Below are 14,365 nucleotides of genomic sequence, written 5' to 3'. Positions count from 1 at the left end.
TTCTCAGGTGTCTTCTCGCGAGGACAACCCCGACGTGGTGAATTGGCATTCATGATGTCGGGGATCCCACAGCGAGAAGGCGCCTGAGGTTCCGCTACCCGCACCGCTACGCAGAGCAAGTTCGGAAACAGCCTCTATAGCAGCAGAAAGTACTCACGGGCCCAGGCACCTCCGGCACCTTCTGGTCGGCCCTTGCCACCCCTCTCGCCGAAGCATCGCTACGACCTCGCGCGCCACCGAGCACGGGGTGCGGTCGACGTCCTGCCAGCCGTACACGAGCCGAGCTGTTCCGCTGAGCTCGGCTGCGTTGTCCCGCCGCCGGTCGCGGAACGCGGTTTCGGCGTCGCTGTGGTACGCGCGCCCGTCCAACCGGACGATCAGCGGCACGCCGATACCGTCGTAGCTGCAGTCCTCGAGGAGCCTGCGGCCGAACGCGTGGACGGGCACCTGGCGTCGGGCGCGAGGAATGCCGTGCGCCTGCTCGACGTCCAGGAAGTAGCGAGCCTCCAGCATCGACGTGAGCCCTTCGGCGAGCAGCCGAACCGCTCGATCAAGGGCCGCGGCGTAGCGGTAGGCCGGTCTTGCCGCCAGCCGGGCGCGGATCTCGTCCGCCGTGACCCGGTTCGCGGAGGCGACCGTCAACAGAGTGCGCTCGGCCGCCGCCTCGTCGGGTTCGGCGGTGGCCAGGTCGATAACGGTGTCGGCACGTGACGTACGCGGCGGGTCGTGGGACACGACGATGTGCCGGAAGGCGCGACTGCGGTGCACCACAACGCCTTCCTGCGGTTCGGCTGAAGTCCCGAACGGAACGGTCACGTGGATGGGTTCGTCATCGGCGGGCAGCCAGCCCCATTCCTGCGCGGCGGTGCGGTGGCTGAGCGCGGCCGGAAGGTCGGCGTAGAGGAGTGCGGCGGCGAGCCGCGCTTCGCGCGGGAGCGGGCCGCTGAACAGGGCGATCACCCCGCGATGGACGCGTTGCCAGCGCCGGGCCTCGATGTTCGCCCGGACCGTGGGGTAGCTGATGCCGAACTGTCGCAGCTGCTTGCACGTGAAGACGGCATGCTGCCCGCGGTACAGCGACTGCCAGTCGGCTTGGTCGGTCTCTCGGATTTGAATAGGCACACCCGCATAGAGGAGCGAGCCGCCCGCACAGATTCGCCCGTCAGCACTTCGGGTGGTCGATACACCCGGAAATGCGTCCGATCCGGTCTGGCCTGGCTGGATGGCCCGTGTGTACTTTGTGTCGCTATAGCAGCAGAAAGTACGCACGGGTCGAGTACGGTCCTGGCATGCGGATACTTGTCGTTTCGGCCCCGTTGCTCGGGCACCTGCTGCCGCTGCTGCCGCTGGCGCAGGCCCTGCGAGACGCGGGCCACGACGTGTTGGCGGCCTCGGGCGCGGACGCGCTGTCGGCCCGGAACAACGGGATCGGGATCGAGGACGTCGCGCCGGGCTTCGAGTTCGACCGGATCGCCCGGCGGATCATGCTGCGGCACCCGCTGCTGGCCCGAGCCGAACTCGCCGGGAACGGCGGGATCCGCACCGTGTCCCGGCTTTTCGGCGCGGTGAACGACGAGATGGCGGACGGGGTCGTGGCGCTCGCCGACCGGTGGAAGCCGGATCTCGTCATCCACGAGCCTCTCGCGGCAGCTGGGGCGTTGGCCGCGGCGAAGCGGGGCATTCCCGCGGTGCTGCACGAGAACACGCTGTTCGACGGCCCGGAAGTGTTCGGTGCCACCAGGATGGCCGCGCCGTTGGCTCGTCATGGTGTGTCGGCTCTGCCGCCTGCCGCGGCGACTTTGACCATCGCGCCGCCGAGCGTCGTCGGCGCCCGCGACGGCCTGCCGATGCGGTGCGAGCCGTTCAGCGGCGATGGTGAGGTGCCGGACTGGTTGGCGGAAAAGCCCGAGCGGCCCCGAATCCTGGTCAGTCGCAGCACGGTCAACGGCCCGGGAGCGAGCCCGATGCCGGCCGTCGTCGCCGCAGCTGCGGAAGTCGACGCGGAGATCGTGCTGGTGCGCCCGGACGCCAAGACAGCGAGCCGCGCCATGCCGGAGAACGTCCGCACGGTCGACTGGGTTCCGATCAACGCGATCCTTCCGACGTGCGCGGCGGTGGTGCACCACGGCGGAGCGGGCAGTGTCTTCGGGGCCTTCGCGGCGGGCCTCCCGCAGCTGGTCACGCCCGGCCCGGGCGACCGGAAGTTCAACGCGGAACAGGTTGCTACGCGGGGAGCGGGGCTCGCGGTTCCGGCGAAGCGGATCACGGCAGCCGACCTGACCCGCCTGATCACCGACGAAGCCATGACGGCGGCGGCAGCCGAGGTCCGCGAGGAGATGAAGGCCATGCCATCCCCGGCAGATCTGGTTCCCCACCTGGAAAGCCTGCCGTAGTGACCCGTGTGTACTTTGTGTCGCTATAGCAGCACAAAGTACACACGGGCCGTAGGCGGAGCCGGCGCGGTCAGGCGTTGGTTGGGACGCCTGCGTTGGTGAGTACCTCGCGGGCCGAGAGGGCCGTGCTCTCAGCCGCCGTTAGGCCGGAGGCCTTCAGATGCGCGTCGGCGATCCGCAGTCCTGCCGCGTAGCCAGCCATGTCCGGTAGCCCCACCGGCTGCTGTCCCAGGTACTTGGCCGTGGCATCGCCGAAGACGTACGGGGACAGGTTCTGCATCCCGGCCACGTCGATGGCGGCCGTGATCTTCTGGTACGCGTCGTCCAGTTCCGCGCCGGTCAGCGCCTGGGACCACGGGCCCATCGCCTGCTCGCCGGCCAGCTCCCGCACGAACGCCTCGGCCAGCCCCTCGGCGATGACGTGTTCCCCGACCGTGACGGTCGCCGGGTTCCAGACGACATTCGCGTAGCGCACGTTGTGGTGCAGTTCGTGCGCGGCGGCGTAGTCGATCTTCGCCAGGCTCGTCTCGGTGGGCCACATGACCAGCTGGATCGCACCCGGGAACCCGCCCTGGCCGAAGTATCCGGCACTGCGCTCCATCAGGTGCTCGTCGTCGGGATTGCCGAGTATCAGGACGACATGCACGGTGTCGGCGTGATCGATGCCGGGCGCCGCATCGCTGATCCGCTCCCACGCGGCGGCGAGGGATTCCTCGATACGGCTCCACACCTTCGCTTCCTGCATCTGGCGCAGGGCGGGCAGGTATCGCGGGTCGTCGTGGTCGAGCCGGAAACCACTGCCCATCATCTGGTGCATCTGGACCAGATCCACATCCCCCATCACGGCCATCGCGGGCTCGAGAGGGCTGTAAATTTCCCGTAGGGCATCGGGCCGCTCCGCTGGCGGTCGCCGGAGGAGGTCGACCATGGCGGACGCCGTGTCGTGAACAACGATCTTCATGACCCGGGACCGTAAGGTCTCCAGTCGCTGGAGAGTCAAACCGTCAGCCGGGTTGGAGGCCGGCGTCGTGGGCCAGGATCGCGGCTTGGACTCGGTTGGCGCAGTCGAGTTTGGTGAGGATCCGGCTGATGTGCGCCTTCGCCGTGCCCGTGCCCATGTGCAGGCGTTGGGCGATCTCCGCGTTCGACAGTCCCGCCGAGACCAGCCGGAGCACGTCTCGTTCGGTGTCGGTGAGCTGGTCGATCCGGCGCTTGGCCGCCTCCGCGCCGCCGTCGCCGGAGAGCAGGTGGCGTTCGATGAGCCGGCGGGTGATCTGCGGCGCCAGGATCGATTCGCCGGTCGCGGCCACCCGCACGGCCCGGATGAGTTCGTTCGGCCCGGTGTCCTTGAGCAGGAATCCGACGGCTCCCGCCCGGAGCGCCTGGGCGACGTTGTGGTCGTTGCCGAACGCCGTGAGCATGGCAACGTTGGTGCGCGGTGATTCGCGGGCGATGTCGGCGACCGCGGTGAGCCCGTCGCCGCCGGGCATGTGCACGTCCAGCAGGGCGACGTCGACCTCCTGCTCGCGGCACGCGCGGACGGCGGCGCGCCCGTCCGCCGCCTCGGCCACGACCTCGACGTCTTCGGCGTTCTCCAGGATGAGGCGGATACCCGCTCGCATGAGAGTTTCGTCGTCGGCGATGAGGGTCCGGATCACCTGATCATTCTATGGCCAGCAGGACGATCAACGTGATCAAGCCGGTGGCGACCGGGACGACCGCCAGCAATCCCAGGCACCCGGCGCCCACCGCTCGGGGCAGCGTGAGCACCTCGGCGTCGAGCGGCTCCCGTACTTCCGGCACCGGGCGGTTGGCGGGCGGCGCGGGCACTGCCGGGTGCGCGGCGAGATCGGCCGAGATCTGGAAGCCGCCCTCGGGCGTGGAGCCGGCGGCGAACGTGCCGCGGAGCAGATCGATCCGTTCCTCCAGGCCGACGAGCCCGTGCCGGGTGCCCGAGGGGCGTTGTTCGCCGTGCACGGCGCTGTTGATCACGCGCACCCGGATGCGGCCTGCCTCGTGGGCGACCTCGACCCTGGCGGGCGCGGTGGGGGCGTGCTTGTGCACGTTGGTCAGCCCTTCCCGCACCACGCGGTGCACGGCGTGGCGGGCCCGCACATCGGCGTCGTCGACGTCCGCGCCGGACCACACCAGCTCGACGTCGATGCCGGCGCGGCGGGATTCGGTCACGAGATCGGTGATGTCGGCGCGGGTTCCGCTGTGCTCGCCGACGGTTTCGGGCGGCGCGCCCTCGGCGTCGTGGAGAACTCCCAGGATCTCGCGCAGCTCGGCCAGCGCCGTTGCGGTAGTGGTGCGCAGCAGCTCGGCCTGGCCGCTGAACCGGGGCGCGTCCTTGGCTGCGGTGATCTCCAGCGCCCCGGCGTGCATCGAGATCAGGCTGAGCCGGTGTCCGAGCATGTCGTGCATCTCGGTGGCGATGTGCGCGCGTTCCTTCAGGCGAGCCTTCTCGGCGGTGAGTGCTTGCGCCCGTTCCAGGTACTCGTTGCGTTCCCGGAGAAGCCGGACGAGCGGCTGGCGTTGCCCCAGAAGGCTTCCGGACAGCGCCGGGAGCAGCAGCAGGAAGGCGACGGTCAGCGCGTAACCGGCGAGGGTTTCACCGAGGCCGCCCGGCTCGTTCCACTCGTGCACAACGGTGAGCAGGAAGTCGACGACGGCGGTCGCCAGCACCGCCAGCCACCGGCGCCGGGCGGGCGTGATGCGCCGCGCCACCGAGAACGTGACGAAGGGCAGCGTCGCCACCGCCCAGATGTTGTCGCTGGCGAACACCGGGGCCGTGGCCAGCAGCGTCGCGACCGGCCACCGCCGGCGGGCCGGAACCAGCAGCGCCGCCCAGCACGCCGTCGCGGCGGTGACGGCGAGATGGCTCGACGGCAGCAGCGATGCCGGGCTCGGCACGAACCCGATGCCCAGCACCACGAGGAAGGCCACCAGCTCGCCGGCCACCACGTGACGCGGCGCCGCCCGCACGGCTCGCACATCGCGGGCGACCGCGGATCGCACCCGTTCAACCAGCGGAGACACCCGCGAATACCTCACCTCGGAAGATCGGCCGTTGACCTGGCCCATTCTCGGCCGGCACCCGGCCCGCCGGGCAGTGCCGACCGGCCCGCACATCATGGCCGATCGGCCATGAGCTCTGGACGGGCGGCACGCGCTTCGGCGATGGCGGGCTCCCTAGGCTCCAACGCGACGAATCACCTAGAAGGTAGGACCGACATGAGTCTTCAGCGGGAATCGGTCGCGGCCGTCGATGCCCAAGGCACGCCGTACCACCTGCTCGCGCGCACGGCGGCGCACCGCTGGTGGCGGCCGCTGGTGGGGATCCTGCTGCTGGCCGCGCTCGCGGTGGTGTTCCTGGTGGTGATCGCGGCCGTCGGCATGGGCCTCGCGGTGCTGGTGGGCATCGGCCTGGACGCCGAGCTGGGCTTCTCCGCCCCGCTGTGGGAATTCGCGTTCGGCTTCGCCACCATCGCCGTCTTCCTGCCCGCCGTGCTGCTGACGGCGCGGTGGGCGCAGCGCCGCCCGGTCGGCACGGTGTCCAGTGTGGAGGGACGACTGCGCTGGCGGTGGCTGCTGCACTGCGGGGGATGGGCGGTGCTCGGCTTCGTCCTCATCGCCGCCATCGACCTCGCCCGGGGCCAGGGCTGGGACGCGGCGTCGTGGCCGGGCTGGCCGACGTTCCTGGTGGTGCTCGCGATCGCCGTGACCCTCGTGCCGTTGCAGGCCGCCGCCGAGGAGTACCTGTGCCGGGGCTGGCTGGTGCAGACCTTCGCCTCCTGGACCCGCACGCCGTGGCCGGGGGCGGTGGCCAGCTCGGCGCTGTTCGTCGTGCTGCACGACTACACCGAACCGCTGGTGATCGCCGACCTCTTCGTCTTCGCGATGGCCATGTGCTGGCTGACCATCCGCACCGGCGGGCTGGAGGCGGCGATCGCGCTGCACGTGGCGAACAACGCCACCTTCGCCGTGATCGCCGGAACCCAGGGCGTGCCCAGCCTCGACCAGAGCGGCAGCTACTCGCTGTGGGACGTCCTGCCGACCACGGTCCTGACCGTGGCCTACACGTGGTGGATCGACCGCCGCGCCCGCCGCCTCGGGATCGCCGCCCTCAGCTCCCCGGCGGCGGCCTGAGGAAGCCGGGCCCGGGCGACAACGTTATCGCCCGGGCCACCGGCCCAGGTGGACGCGGTCGTGGGGGGTTCCCATACTGAGGGTGTCGGCCTCGCAGGACTCGCCCGTCGGCGGGTCGGAGGGGAGGGCGTGATGGGGCGCGCGGTTGGAATCGACCTGGGGACGACGAACTCGGTGGTGGCCGTGCTGGAGGGCGGCGAGCCGACGGTGATCGCCAACTCCGAGGGGTCCCGGACCACGGCGTCGGTCGTGGCCTTCGCGAAGAACGGCGAACTGCTGGTGGGGCAGCCGGCGAAGAACCAGGCGGTCACCAACGTGGACCGCACCATCCGGTCGGTCAAGCGGCACATGGGCACCGACTGGTCGGTGCGGATCGACGACAAGTCCTACACGCCGCAGGAGATCAGCGCCCGCGTGTTGATGAAGCTCAAGCGGGACGCGGAGTCCTACCTGGGCGAGGACGTCACCGACGCGGTGGTGACGGTGCCCGCGTACTTCGACGACTCGCAGCGGCAGACGACCAAGGAGGCCGGCCAGATCGCCGGCCTCAACGTGCTGCGGATCATCAACGAGCCCACTGCGGCGGCGCTGGCCTACGGCCTGGAGAGGGGCGAGAAGGAGCAGACCATCCTGGTGTTCGACCTCGGTGGCGGCACCTTCGACGTCTCGCTGCTGGAGGTGGGCGAGGGGCTGGTCGAGGTCAAGGCCACCTCGGGCGACACCCACCTCGGCGGTGACGACTGGGACGAGCGGGTCGTGGAGTGGCTGGTGGACCGGTTCCGGGCCTCGTCGGGCATCGACCTGAACAAGGACCGGATGGCCATGCAGCGGATCAAGGAAGCCGCCGAGAAGGCCAAGATCGAGCTCTCCAGCTCCTCGCAGACCAGCATCAACCTGCCCTACATCACGGTCGACGCGGACAAGAACCCGCTGTTCCTGGACGAGACGCTCTCCCGCGCCGAGTTCGAGCGCATCACCTCGGACCTGCTGGAGCGCTGCCGCAAGCCGTTCAACAACGCGATCCGCGACGCCGGGATCAAGGTCGGCGACATCAACCACGTGGTGCTGGTGGGCGGGGCGACGCGGATGCCCGCCGTGACCGACCTGGTCCGCGAGCTCACCGGCGGCAAGGAGCCGAACAAGGGCGTCAACCCGGACGAGGTCGTCGCCGTCGGCGCCGCCCTGCAGGCCGGCGTGCTGCGCGGTGAGGTCAAGGACGTCCTGCTGCTCGATGTCACGCCGCTGTCGCTTGGCATCGAGACCAAGGGCGGCATCATGACCAAGCTGATCGAGCGCAACACCACGATCCCGACCAAGCGCTCGGAGACCTTCACCACCGCCGAGGACAACCAGCCGTCGGTGATGATCCAGGTCTTCCAGGGCGAGCGGGAAATGGCCGCGCACAACAAGAAGCTCGGCATGTTCGAGCTCACCGGCCTGCCGCCGGCGCCGCGCGGGCTGCCGCAGATCGAGGTCACCTTCGACATCGACGCCAACGGCATCGTGCACGTCAACGCCAAGGACCTCGGCACCGGCCGGCAGCAGTCCATCAAGATCAGCGGTGGCTCCGCGCTACCGAAGGACGACATCGACCGGATGGTCAAGGACGCCGAGGCGCACGCCGAGGAGGACCGCAAGCGCCGCGACGAGGCCGAGACCCGCAACCAGGCGGAAACGCTGGTCTACCAGACGGAGAAGGTGCTCACCGACAACGCCGACAAGATCCCGGCCGACACCCGGACGCAGGTGCAGGACGCGATCAAGGGCGTCAACGAGGCGCTCAAGGGCGACGACGTCGACAAGATCCGCACGGCGGTCGACCACCTCGCGGCGACGTCGCAGGCCATCGGCCAGGCCATGTACGGCCGCCAGCAGGCCACGGCCGACGCCGCCGGAGACGGCGAGGCGAAGCAGGCGGAGGAGGACGTGGTCGACGCCGAGATCATCGACGAGGACGATAAGAAGAAGGAGTGATCCGGAGCTGTGCGTACTTTTTGCTGCTATAGCGACAGAAAGTACGCACGGGCCTGGGCTCGCGCTCCGTAGAGTCAGTCGATGTGGATGTAGTCATGCCCGCCGGGGTGAACCTGGACGAGGTGGTGGCCTGGGTCGGGCCGACCTGCCACCTGGTGCAGTACGCCCTGCGGCAGCGGCAGATGGTCAACCAGGTCGCGGTGTTCCGCAGCCCGGCGTTCGAGAGCACCGACGACGGCGCTTTCACGTACTGCGCCGACGGTTCCGCGTTCGGCAGCGAGATCGTGCTCGGCGTCGACGGCCTGAACTCCGCGCTGCGCGACACTCCTCGCCGAGGTCGAGGTGGGTGAGCTCGTCGCCGCTGACCTCGTCGCGCAGCACGATGCGCTGCGGCTCGACACCGGCGGCGAGAACCCAGTCCAGCACGCCCCATTCGCGGAGGATCCGGGTGGCGTTGGGCGCCAGCTGGAGGCCCGCGCCGACCTCGCCGAACTCGGCTGCTCGCTCCAGCAGCCGCACCGATCGTCCCTGCAGGCGCAGGGCGAGCGCGGCGGCCAGCCCGCCGATGCCGCCACCGACGACGATGACGTCGTGTCCGTCGGCCTCCGGTGCCCGAGTGCTGCTCAGCGTGCCTTCCCTTCTGCGCTGAACGGACGTCCCGCCACGGTTCCGACGCTAGAGCGATGTTCGATGGAGAAGAATAGAATTCCGGTATGAAGAACAAACCGACCTACGCGCTGACGTCGGTCGACAACGCGCTGCTGCTCCTGCAGATGCTGCGCGACCAGGGCGGCCTGCGGGTCAGCGAGGCGGCCGAGGAGCTCGGCATCGCCCGCTCCACCGCGCACCGCCTGCTGTCGATGCTGGTGTACCGGGACTTCGCGATCCAGGACGACCGGCGCACCTACGTGCCGGGCCCGGCGCTGGCCGCGAACCAGGTGGCCGGCCATCCGAACCAGCAGCTGCGCAAGACGCTCTACCCGCACATGGACGCGCTGTGCGAGCGGGTGCAGGAGACGGTGAACCTGATGGTCCGGGTGGGCACCCAGACGCGGTTCCTCGCCAGCGTCGAGTCGACGCAGGTCCTGCACGTCGGCGACCGGCGAGGCACCATCCTGCCCGCGCACCTGTCGTCGGGCGGGAAGGCGCTGCTGGCGGAGCTGGAGCGCGCCCAGCTGGAGCAGCTCTACCGGCCGGGCGAGCCGGACCGGCAGTTCTCGGAGCGGGAGTGGAAGACGCTGCTGCGCGAGCTCAAGGCGACCCGCGAGACCGGCTACGCCATCAACCGCGAACGCACCGAGGACGGAGTGGCGGCGGTCGGCATGTGCGTGCACGACGGCTCGGGCGAGCCCGTCGGGGCCCTGTCGATCGCGGCCCCTTCGGCGCGCTTCGCCCCGAAGCGAATCCCGTTGCTGGTGCGGGAGATTCGCGCCGCGGTGGCGCGTGCGGAGATCGACCTGAAGGCATTGCCGGTCCTGTGACCGATGCGCCCATGCGGATGAGCGCGACCCCGAGCCGTTCGATTCCGGATAGCAGAATGACGGTCGCCGTGGCGGAACTCGATCGCTAGCGTGTGCCGCATGTCGCACACCGAAGTGCGCCCGGTCCGATCCGGTCGGGCAACGTTCCTCGTGGTCGCCCTCTGCTGGATCATCGTGGTCTTCGACGGCTATGACCTGATCGTCTACGGCACCGTGCTGCCGGAGCTGCTGCACCAGCCCGGCTGGGGCCTGACGCCCGGCGTGGCCGGCCTGCTGGGCAGCCTGGCGTTCGCCGGGATGCTAGTGGGCGCGCTGGTCGCCGGGGTGCTGTCGGACCGCATCGGCCGACGCCGTGCCGTGCTGCTGTGCACCGCGTGGTTCTCGGTGTTCACCGTGCTCTGCGCGGTGGCTTGGGGTCCCGCTTCCTTCGGCGCGTTCCGCTTCCTCGCGGGGCTCGGCCTCGGCGGGCTGGTGCCGTCGGCCAACGCGATGGCCGCCGAGTTCGTCCCGCGCAACCGGCGGGCCATGGTTTCGACGCTGATGATGTCCGGCGTGCCGATCGGCGGGAGCGCGGCGGCCGTGCTGGGGATCTGGATGATCCCGGCGTGGGGTTGGCCGAGCATGTTCGGCGTCGCGGCGATCTGCCTGGTCGTGGTGCTGCCGCTGGCCTGGCGGTTCCTGCCGGAGACCGCGGCGTACCACCGGGCCCGCGGCGCCTTCGAGCGCGCCGTCGAGGTGGAGCGCAAGTTCGGCTCCACTGTGGACGAATCGGCCGACGAGGCCGGCGGGCCGGGGCTGTTCTCGGCGTCCTACGCCGCCGCCACCGCGCTGTTCGCCCTGGCCACGGTGGCGATCCTGTTCGCCTGGTTCGGCCTGGGCACCTGGCTGCCGCAGCTGATGCGGCAGTCCGGGTTCAACCTCGGCTCGTCGTTGAGCTTCCTGCTGGCGCTGAACCTGGGCGCCGTCGTCGGCTCGCTGGTCACCGCCTGGGCGGGCGACCGGTTCGGCCCGATGCGCACCGGCGTGGTGGCGGCGGTGGTCGCGGCGCTGGGCCTGACCGGGCTGCTGGCGCATCCGCCGAGCGCGGTCACCTACGGCCTGCTGGTGCTGGCCGGCGTCGGCACGCACGGCACGCAGTGCCTGGTCATCGCGGCGATCGCGAACCACTACCCGGCGCGGCTGCGCGGCACGGCCCTGGGCTGGGCACTCGGCGTCGGCCGCATCGGTGCCGTCGCCGCGCCGCAGGTGGGCGGCCTGCTGCTGGCCGCCGAGCTCGGCGTCGGGTCGAACTTCCTCGCCTTCGCGGTGGCGGCCGGCGTCGCGGGCGTCGTGCTGTGGCTATGCCCGCGCCCCACGCGCCAGACCACTGCGGAGCGGTGACGCGGCGGTTCTGCTGAGGAGAACCGTCCGGGAGCATGACCGGTATTCGAGGGGAGAACGTGATGACTTCGCTTGACACGCAACAGGAAGCCGCGCTGGCGCAGCTCTACGCCGACTTCGCGGCGGAGAACCTGAACCCGCTGTGGACCCAGCGCGACGACCTCATGCCGATGCAGCCGACCCCGAAGGCCGTGCCGCACGTGTGGCGCTGGTCGACGCTGTACCCGCTGGCGCAGCGCGCGGGCGACCTGGTGCCGGTGGGCCGCGGCGGCGAGCGCCGGGCGATCGCGCTGGCCAACCCCGGCCTGGGCGGCGTGCCGCACGCGACGCCGACGCTGTGGGCGGCGATCCAGTACCTCGGCCCGAAGGAGGTGGCACCGGAGCACCGGCACAGCCAGAACGCCTTCCGCTTCGTGGTCGAGGGCGAGGGCGTGTGGACCGTGGTCAACGGCGACCCGGTGGCGATGCGCCGCGGCGACTTCCTGCTCACCCCGGGCTGGAACTTCCACGGCCACCACAACGAGACCGACCGGCCGATGGCCTGGATCGACGGCCTGGACATCCCGTTCGTGCAGTACACCGACTCGGCGTTCTTCGAGTTCGGCTCCGAGCAGGTCACCGATCCGGCGACGCCGCGCACCTCCCGCTCCGAGCGGCTCTGGGCGCATCCCGGCCTGCGGCCGCTGTCCGGCCTGGACGACCTGCCGAACTCGCCGATGGCGGCGTACCGCTGGGAGCACACCGACGCCGCCCTGCGCGAGCAGCTCGCGCTGGAGGACGAGGGCCACCCGGCCACCGTCGAGCCGGGCCACGCGGCGGTCCGCTACAGCAACCCGACGACCGGCGGCGACGTGATGTCGACGATCCGCGCCGAGTTCCACCGGCTGCGCGCCGGGGCGTGGACGCGCCCACGCCGCGAGGTCGGCTCCTCGGTGTGGCAGGTGTTCGAAGGCGACGGGGAAGTGGTGCTCGACGGCGCGGAGCACCGCGTGTCGACCGGGGACATGTTCGTGGTGCCGTCCTGGGCGAAGTGGTCGCTGCGCTCCGACGACGGATTCGACCTGTTCCGCTTCTCCGACCAGCCGATCTTCGAGCGGCTCAACCAGTCCCGCGTGTTCGTTGAGGAAGGCCAACGATGAAGCTGGCCACGCTGCGCCTCGGCGGCACCACCGCCGCTGCCCGTGTCGAAGGCGACGAGGCGGTGGCGCTCGCAGCGTCCGACGTCGGCGCCCTGCTGCGGCAGGACGGATGGCAGGCCGCCGCGGCCGCCGACGGTGCCCGCCACCGGCTGTCCGATGTGGACCTCGCGCCGGTGGTGCCCGCACCCGGCAAGATCGTGTGCGTCGGGCTGAACTACCGCAACCACATCCTGGAGATGGGCCGCGAGCTGCCGGAGTACCCGACGCTGTTCGCGAAGTACCCGGAGGCGCTGATCGGCGCGGGCGACGACATCGAGCTGCCGAAGGTGTCCTCGGCGATCGACTGGGAGGCCGAGCTCGCCGTGGTCGTGGGCTCGCGGGTGCGGGGCGTCGACCACGCGGCGGCGGAGGCGGCGATCGCGGGCTACGCGGTGCTCAACGACGTCACGGTGCGCGACTACCAGTACCGGACCAAGCAGTGGTTGCAGGGCAAGACGTTCGAGGCCACCACACCGTTCGGCCCGTACCTGGTGACGCCGGACGAGTTCGCGCTGGATGCGGAGATCGTCACCGAGGTCGACGGCGAGGTCATGCAGCAGTCCAACGTGAAGGACCTGGTGTTCGGCCCGGTGCAGCTGGTGTCCTACATCTCCGAGATCATCACGCTCAACCCGGGCGACGTGATCGCCACCGGCACTCCCGGCGGCGTCGGGCACGCCCGCAAGCCGCCGCGCTACCTGACGGCGGGCAGCAAGCTGGTCACCCGCATCGACGGGCTCGGCGAGCTGGTCAACATCGCCAAGGATCCCTCGTGAACCTGGAACGGCGGCTGCGGTGGGCGCGGCACGGCAGCGCGTACTTCGCCCGCAAGCTCAACGAGCTCCCGGACGCGGAGTTCGACGCGCCCACCGGGCTGGCGGGCTGGAGCAGGCGGCACCTGGTGGCCCACGTCGGCTACAACGCGGGCGCGATCGCGCGGCTGGTCGACTGGGCCGCCACCGGCGTGGAGAACCCGATGTACTCCTCGCCCGCAGCGCGCGCCGAGGAGATCGAGGAAGGCGCCACGCTCAGCGTTTCCGCCCTGCGGGCGCTGGCCGAGCACGCCGCGGTGCACCTCGACGTCAGCTGGCGCGACCTGCCCGAGGGCCGCTGGGCAGCCGAGGTCCGCACGGCGCAGGGACGTCTGGTCCCGGCGGCCGAAACGCCGTGGATGCGGGCCCGCGAGGTGTGGATCCACGCGGTCGACCTCGGCAACGGCGGTAGCTTCGCGGACTTCCCGCCGGACTTCCTCGACGCCCTGCTGGCCGACATCACCGGACTCTGGCAGCGCAAGGCCCAAGGCCCGGCGCTGCTGCTCCGCCCGGACGACCGTGAGGCCGAGTACCGGGTCGACATCGACGGCGAAGCCCCGCACGTGGTGCGAGGCTCCACTGTGGACCTCGCCCGCTGGCTGTCCGGCCGAGGCTGCCGTGATCTCAAGGCAGACGGGGGAGAACTCCCGGAAATCGGTCGCTGGCTCTAGAACGCTCGTGAGTACTTTGTGTCGCTATAGCGGCTGTTTGAGAGCTCGTTTGCGCAGTGGTGCATCCTCGTTGGCTGGTGTGGAGTGAACGACCTGTTCGCCTCGATAGGTGAGGTGAATGGTCCGTTCGCTTCATCCATCCAACGTCGGCGGGCACCAGCTGATGTGGGGTGAACGGCCCGTTCGTCCCGATAGGCGAGGTGAACAGGCCGTTCGCTTCACCGCTTTGAAGGCACAAGCCGCCCTGCCACGACCCCACACCACCACATCCAAAACAGCCTCTATAGCAGCCCAAAGTACTCACGGCCCCGGGCGCCTGCGGAAACG

Annotated in this window: 14 protein-coding genes; 9 read left to right on the top strand and 5 right to left on the bottom strand. The window is 70.4% G+C overall.

Going from position 1 to position 14,365, the window contains the following annotated elements:
• Nucleotides 1-153: 153 nt before the first annotated feature.
• Nucleotides 154-1,122 (bottom strand): hypothetical protein, encoded by a 969-nt coding sequence (locus AB0I53_RS20210; RefSeq protein WP_358604822.1) that lies wholly within the window; start codon nucleotides 1,120-1,122, stop codon nucleotides 154-156.
• Nucleotides 1,123-1,289: 167 nt separating this feature from the next.
• Between AB0I53_RS20210 and AB0I53_RS20205 the strand changes: the two genes are divergently transcribed.
• Entirely contained in the window at nucleotides 1,290-2,393 is a 1,104-nt protein-coding gene (locus AB0I53_RS20205) for a nucleotide disphospho-sugar-binding domain-containing protein (RefSeq protein WP_358604819.1), read from the top strand.
• A 70-nt stretch (nucleotides 2,394-2,463) separates the two neighbouring features.
• Here the strand turns inward: AB0I53_RS20205 and AB0I53_RS20200 are convergent, their stop codons facing one another.
• The 3 genes from AB0I53_RS20200 to AB0I53_RS20190 are packed head-to-tail and all read right to left on the bottom strand — an operon-like array spanning nucleotide 2,464 to nucleotide 5,432.
• Nucleotides 2,464-3,354 carry a DUF2268 domain-containing putative Zn-dependent protease gene (locus AB0I53_RS20200; RefSeq protein ID WP_358604816.1) on the bottom strand — a complete coding sequence of 297 codons (891 nt, stop codon included), beginning with the start codon at nucleotides 3,352-3,354 and terminating at the stop codon, nucleotides 2,464-2,466.
• Between the two features lie 43 nt (nucleotides 3,355-3,397).
• On the bottom strand, nucleotides 3,398-4,051 hold the full coding sequence (locus tag AB0I53_RS20195; protein WP_358604813.1) for a response regulator transcription factor: 654 nt from the start codon (nucleotides 4,049-4,051) through the stop codon (nucleotides 3,398-3,400).
• A 4-nt stretch (nucleotides 4,052-4,055) separates the two neighbouring features.
• Nucleotides 4,056-5,432: a histidine kinase gene (locus tag AB0I53_RS20190; protein WP_358604810.1), complete on the bottom strand. Its 1,377-nt coding sequence runs from the start codon at nucleotides 5,430-5,432 to the stop codon at nucleotides 4,056-4,058.
• Nucleotides 5,433-5,627: 195 nt separating this feature from the next.
• Between AB0I53_RS20190 and AB0I53_RS20185 the strand changes: the two genes are divergently transcribed.
• From AB0I53_RS20185 to AB0I53_RS20175, 3 genes are all read left to right on the top strand, one after another.
• Complete coding sequence (locus AB0I53_RS20185; protein WP_358604807.1) at nucleotides 5,628-6,542, top strand: type II CAAX endopeptidase family protein; 915 nt, start codon at nucleotides 5,628-5,630, stop codon at nucleotides 6,540-6,542.
• 132 nt (nucleotides 6,543-6,674) lie between these two features.
• Entirely contained in the window at nucleotides 6,675-8,516 is a 1,842-nt protein-coding gene (gene dnaK / locus AB0I53_RS20180; RefSeq protein ID WP_358604804.1) for a molecular chaperone DnaK, read from the top strand.
• 95 nt (nucleotides 8,517-8,611) lie between these two features.
• Nucleotides 8,612-8,866 (top strand): hypothetical protein, encoded by a 255-nt coding sequence (locus tag AB0I53_RS20175; protein WP_358604801.1) that lies wholly within the window; start codon nucleotides 8,612-8,614, stop codon nucleotides 8,864-8,866.
• Here the strand turns inward: AB0I53_RS20175 and AB0I53_RS20170 are convergent.
• A complete protein-coding gene (locus AB0I53_RS20170) occupies nucleotides 8,760-9,074 on the bottom strand; it encodes a hypothetical protein (RefSeq protein ID WP_358604839.1) in 315 nt (104 codons plus the stop codon). The genes AB0I53_RS20175 and AB0I53_RS20170 overlap by 107 nt on opposite strands.
• A gap of 155 nt (nucleotides 9,075-9,229) precedes the next feature.
• Here AB0I53_RS20170 and AB0I53_RS20165 point away from each other — a divergent pair, with 155 nt between their 5' ends.
• The 5 genes from AB0I53_RS20165 (at nucleotide 9,230) to AB0I53_RS20145 (ending at nucleotide 14,038) form a co-directional block, all read left to right on the top strand.
• Entirely contained in the window at nucleotides 9,230-9,997 is a 768-nt protein-coding gene (locus tag AB0I53_RS20165; protein WP_358604798.1) for an IclR family transcriptional regulator, read from the top strand.
• Between the two features lie 99 nt (nucleotides 9,998-10,096).
• Complete coding sequence (locus AB0I53_RS20160) at nucleotides 10,097-11,377, top strand: aromatic acid/H+ symport family MFS transporter (RefSeq protein WP_358604795.1); 1,281 nt, start codon at nucleotides 10,097-10,099, stop codon at nucleotides 11,375-11,377.
• Between the two features lie 62 nt (nucleotides 11,378-11,439).
• On the top strand, nucleotides 11,440-12,516 hold the full coding sequence (locus tag AB0I53_RS20155; protein WP_358604793.1) for a cupin domain-containing protein: 1,077 nt from the start codon (nucleotides 11,440-11,442) through the stop codon (nucleotides 12,514-12,516).
• Complete coding sequence (locus tag AB0I53_RS20150) at nucleotides 12,513-13,331, top strand: fumarylacetoacetate hydrolase family protein (protein WP_358604790.1); 819 nt, start codon at nucleotides 12,513-12,515, stop codon at nucleotides 13,329-13,331. Before AB0I53_RS20155 ends, AB0I53_RS20150 begins: the two co-directional genes overlap by 4 nt.
• Nucleotides 13,328-14,038: a maleylpyruvate isomerase family mycothiol-dependent enzyme gene (locus tag AB0I53_RS20145; RefSeq protein WP_358604787.1), complete on the top strand. Its 711-nt coding sequence runs from the start codon at nucleotides 13,328-13,330 to the stop codon at nucleotides 14,036-14,038. The genes AB0I53_RS20150 and AB0I53_RS20145 overlap by 4 nt, the downstream gene beginning before the upstream one ends.
• Nucleotides 14,039-14,365: the final 327 nt, after the last annotated feature.

This window comes from Saccharopolyspora sp. NPDC050389 (assembly GCF_040655595.1).
GTDB lineage: Bacteria > Actinomycetota > Actinomycetes > Mycobacteriales > Pseudonocardiaceae > Saccharopolyspora.
The sequence above is the reverse complement of the archived record's forward strand: the minus strand, read 5'-3'. Positions and strand labels throughout refer to the sequence as shown.

Coding starts and splice junctions, on each gene's coding strand:
- AB0I53_RS20205 (WP_358604819.1), top strand. CDS start 1,290: ATGCGGATACTTGTCGTTTCGGCCCCGTTGCTCGGGCACCTGCTGCCG.
- AB0I53_RS20200 (WP_358604816.1), bottom strand. CDS start 3,354: ATGAAGATCGTTGTTCACGACACGGCGTCCGCCATGGTCGACCTCCTC.
- AB0I53_RS20185 (WP_358604807.1), top strand. CDS start 5,628: ATGAGTCTTCAGCGGGAATCGGTCGCGGCCGTCGATGCCCAAGGCACG.
- dnaK (WP_358604804.1), top strand. CDS start 6,675: ATGGGGCGCGCGGTTGGAATCGACCTGGGGACGACGAACTCGGTGGTG.
- AB0I53_RS20175 (WP_358604801.1), top strand. CDS start 8,612: ATGCCCGCCGGGGTGAACCTGGACGAGGTGGTGGCCTGGGTCGGGCCG.
- AB0I53_RS20165 (WP_358604798.1), top strand. CDS start 9,230: ATGAAGAACAAACCGACCTACGCGCTGACGTCGGTCGACAACGCGCTG.
- AB0I53_RS20160 (WP_358604795.1), top strand. CDS start 10,097: ATGTCGCACACCGAAGTGCGCCCGGTCCGATCCGGTCGGGCAACGTTC.
- AB0I53_RS20155 (WP_358604793.1), top strand. CDS start 11,440: ATGACTTCGCTTGACACGCAACAGGAAGCCGCGCTGGCGCAGCTCTAC.
- AB0I53_RS20150 (WP_358604790.1), top strand. CDS start 12,513: ATGAAGCTGGCCACGCTGCGCCTCGGCGGCACCACCGCCGCTGCCCGT.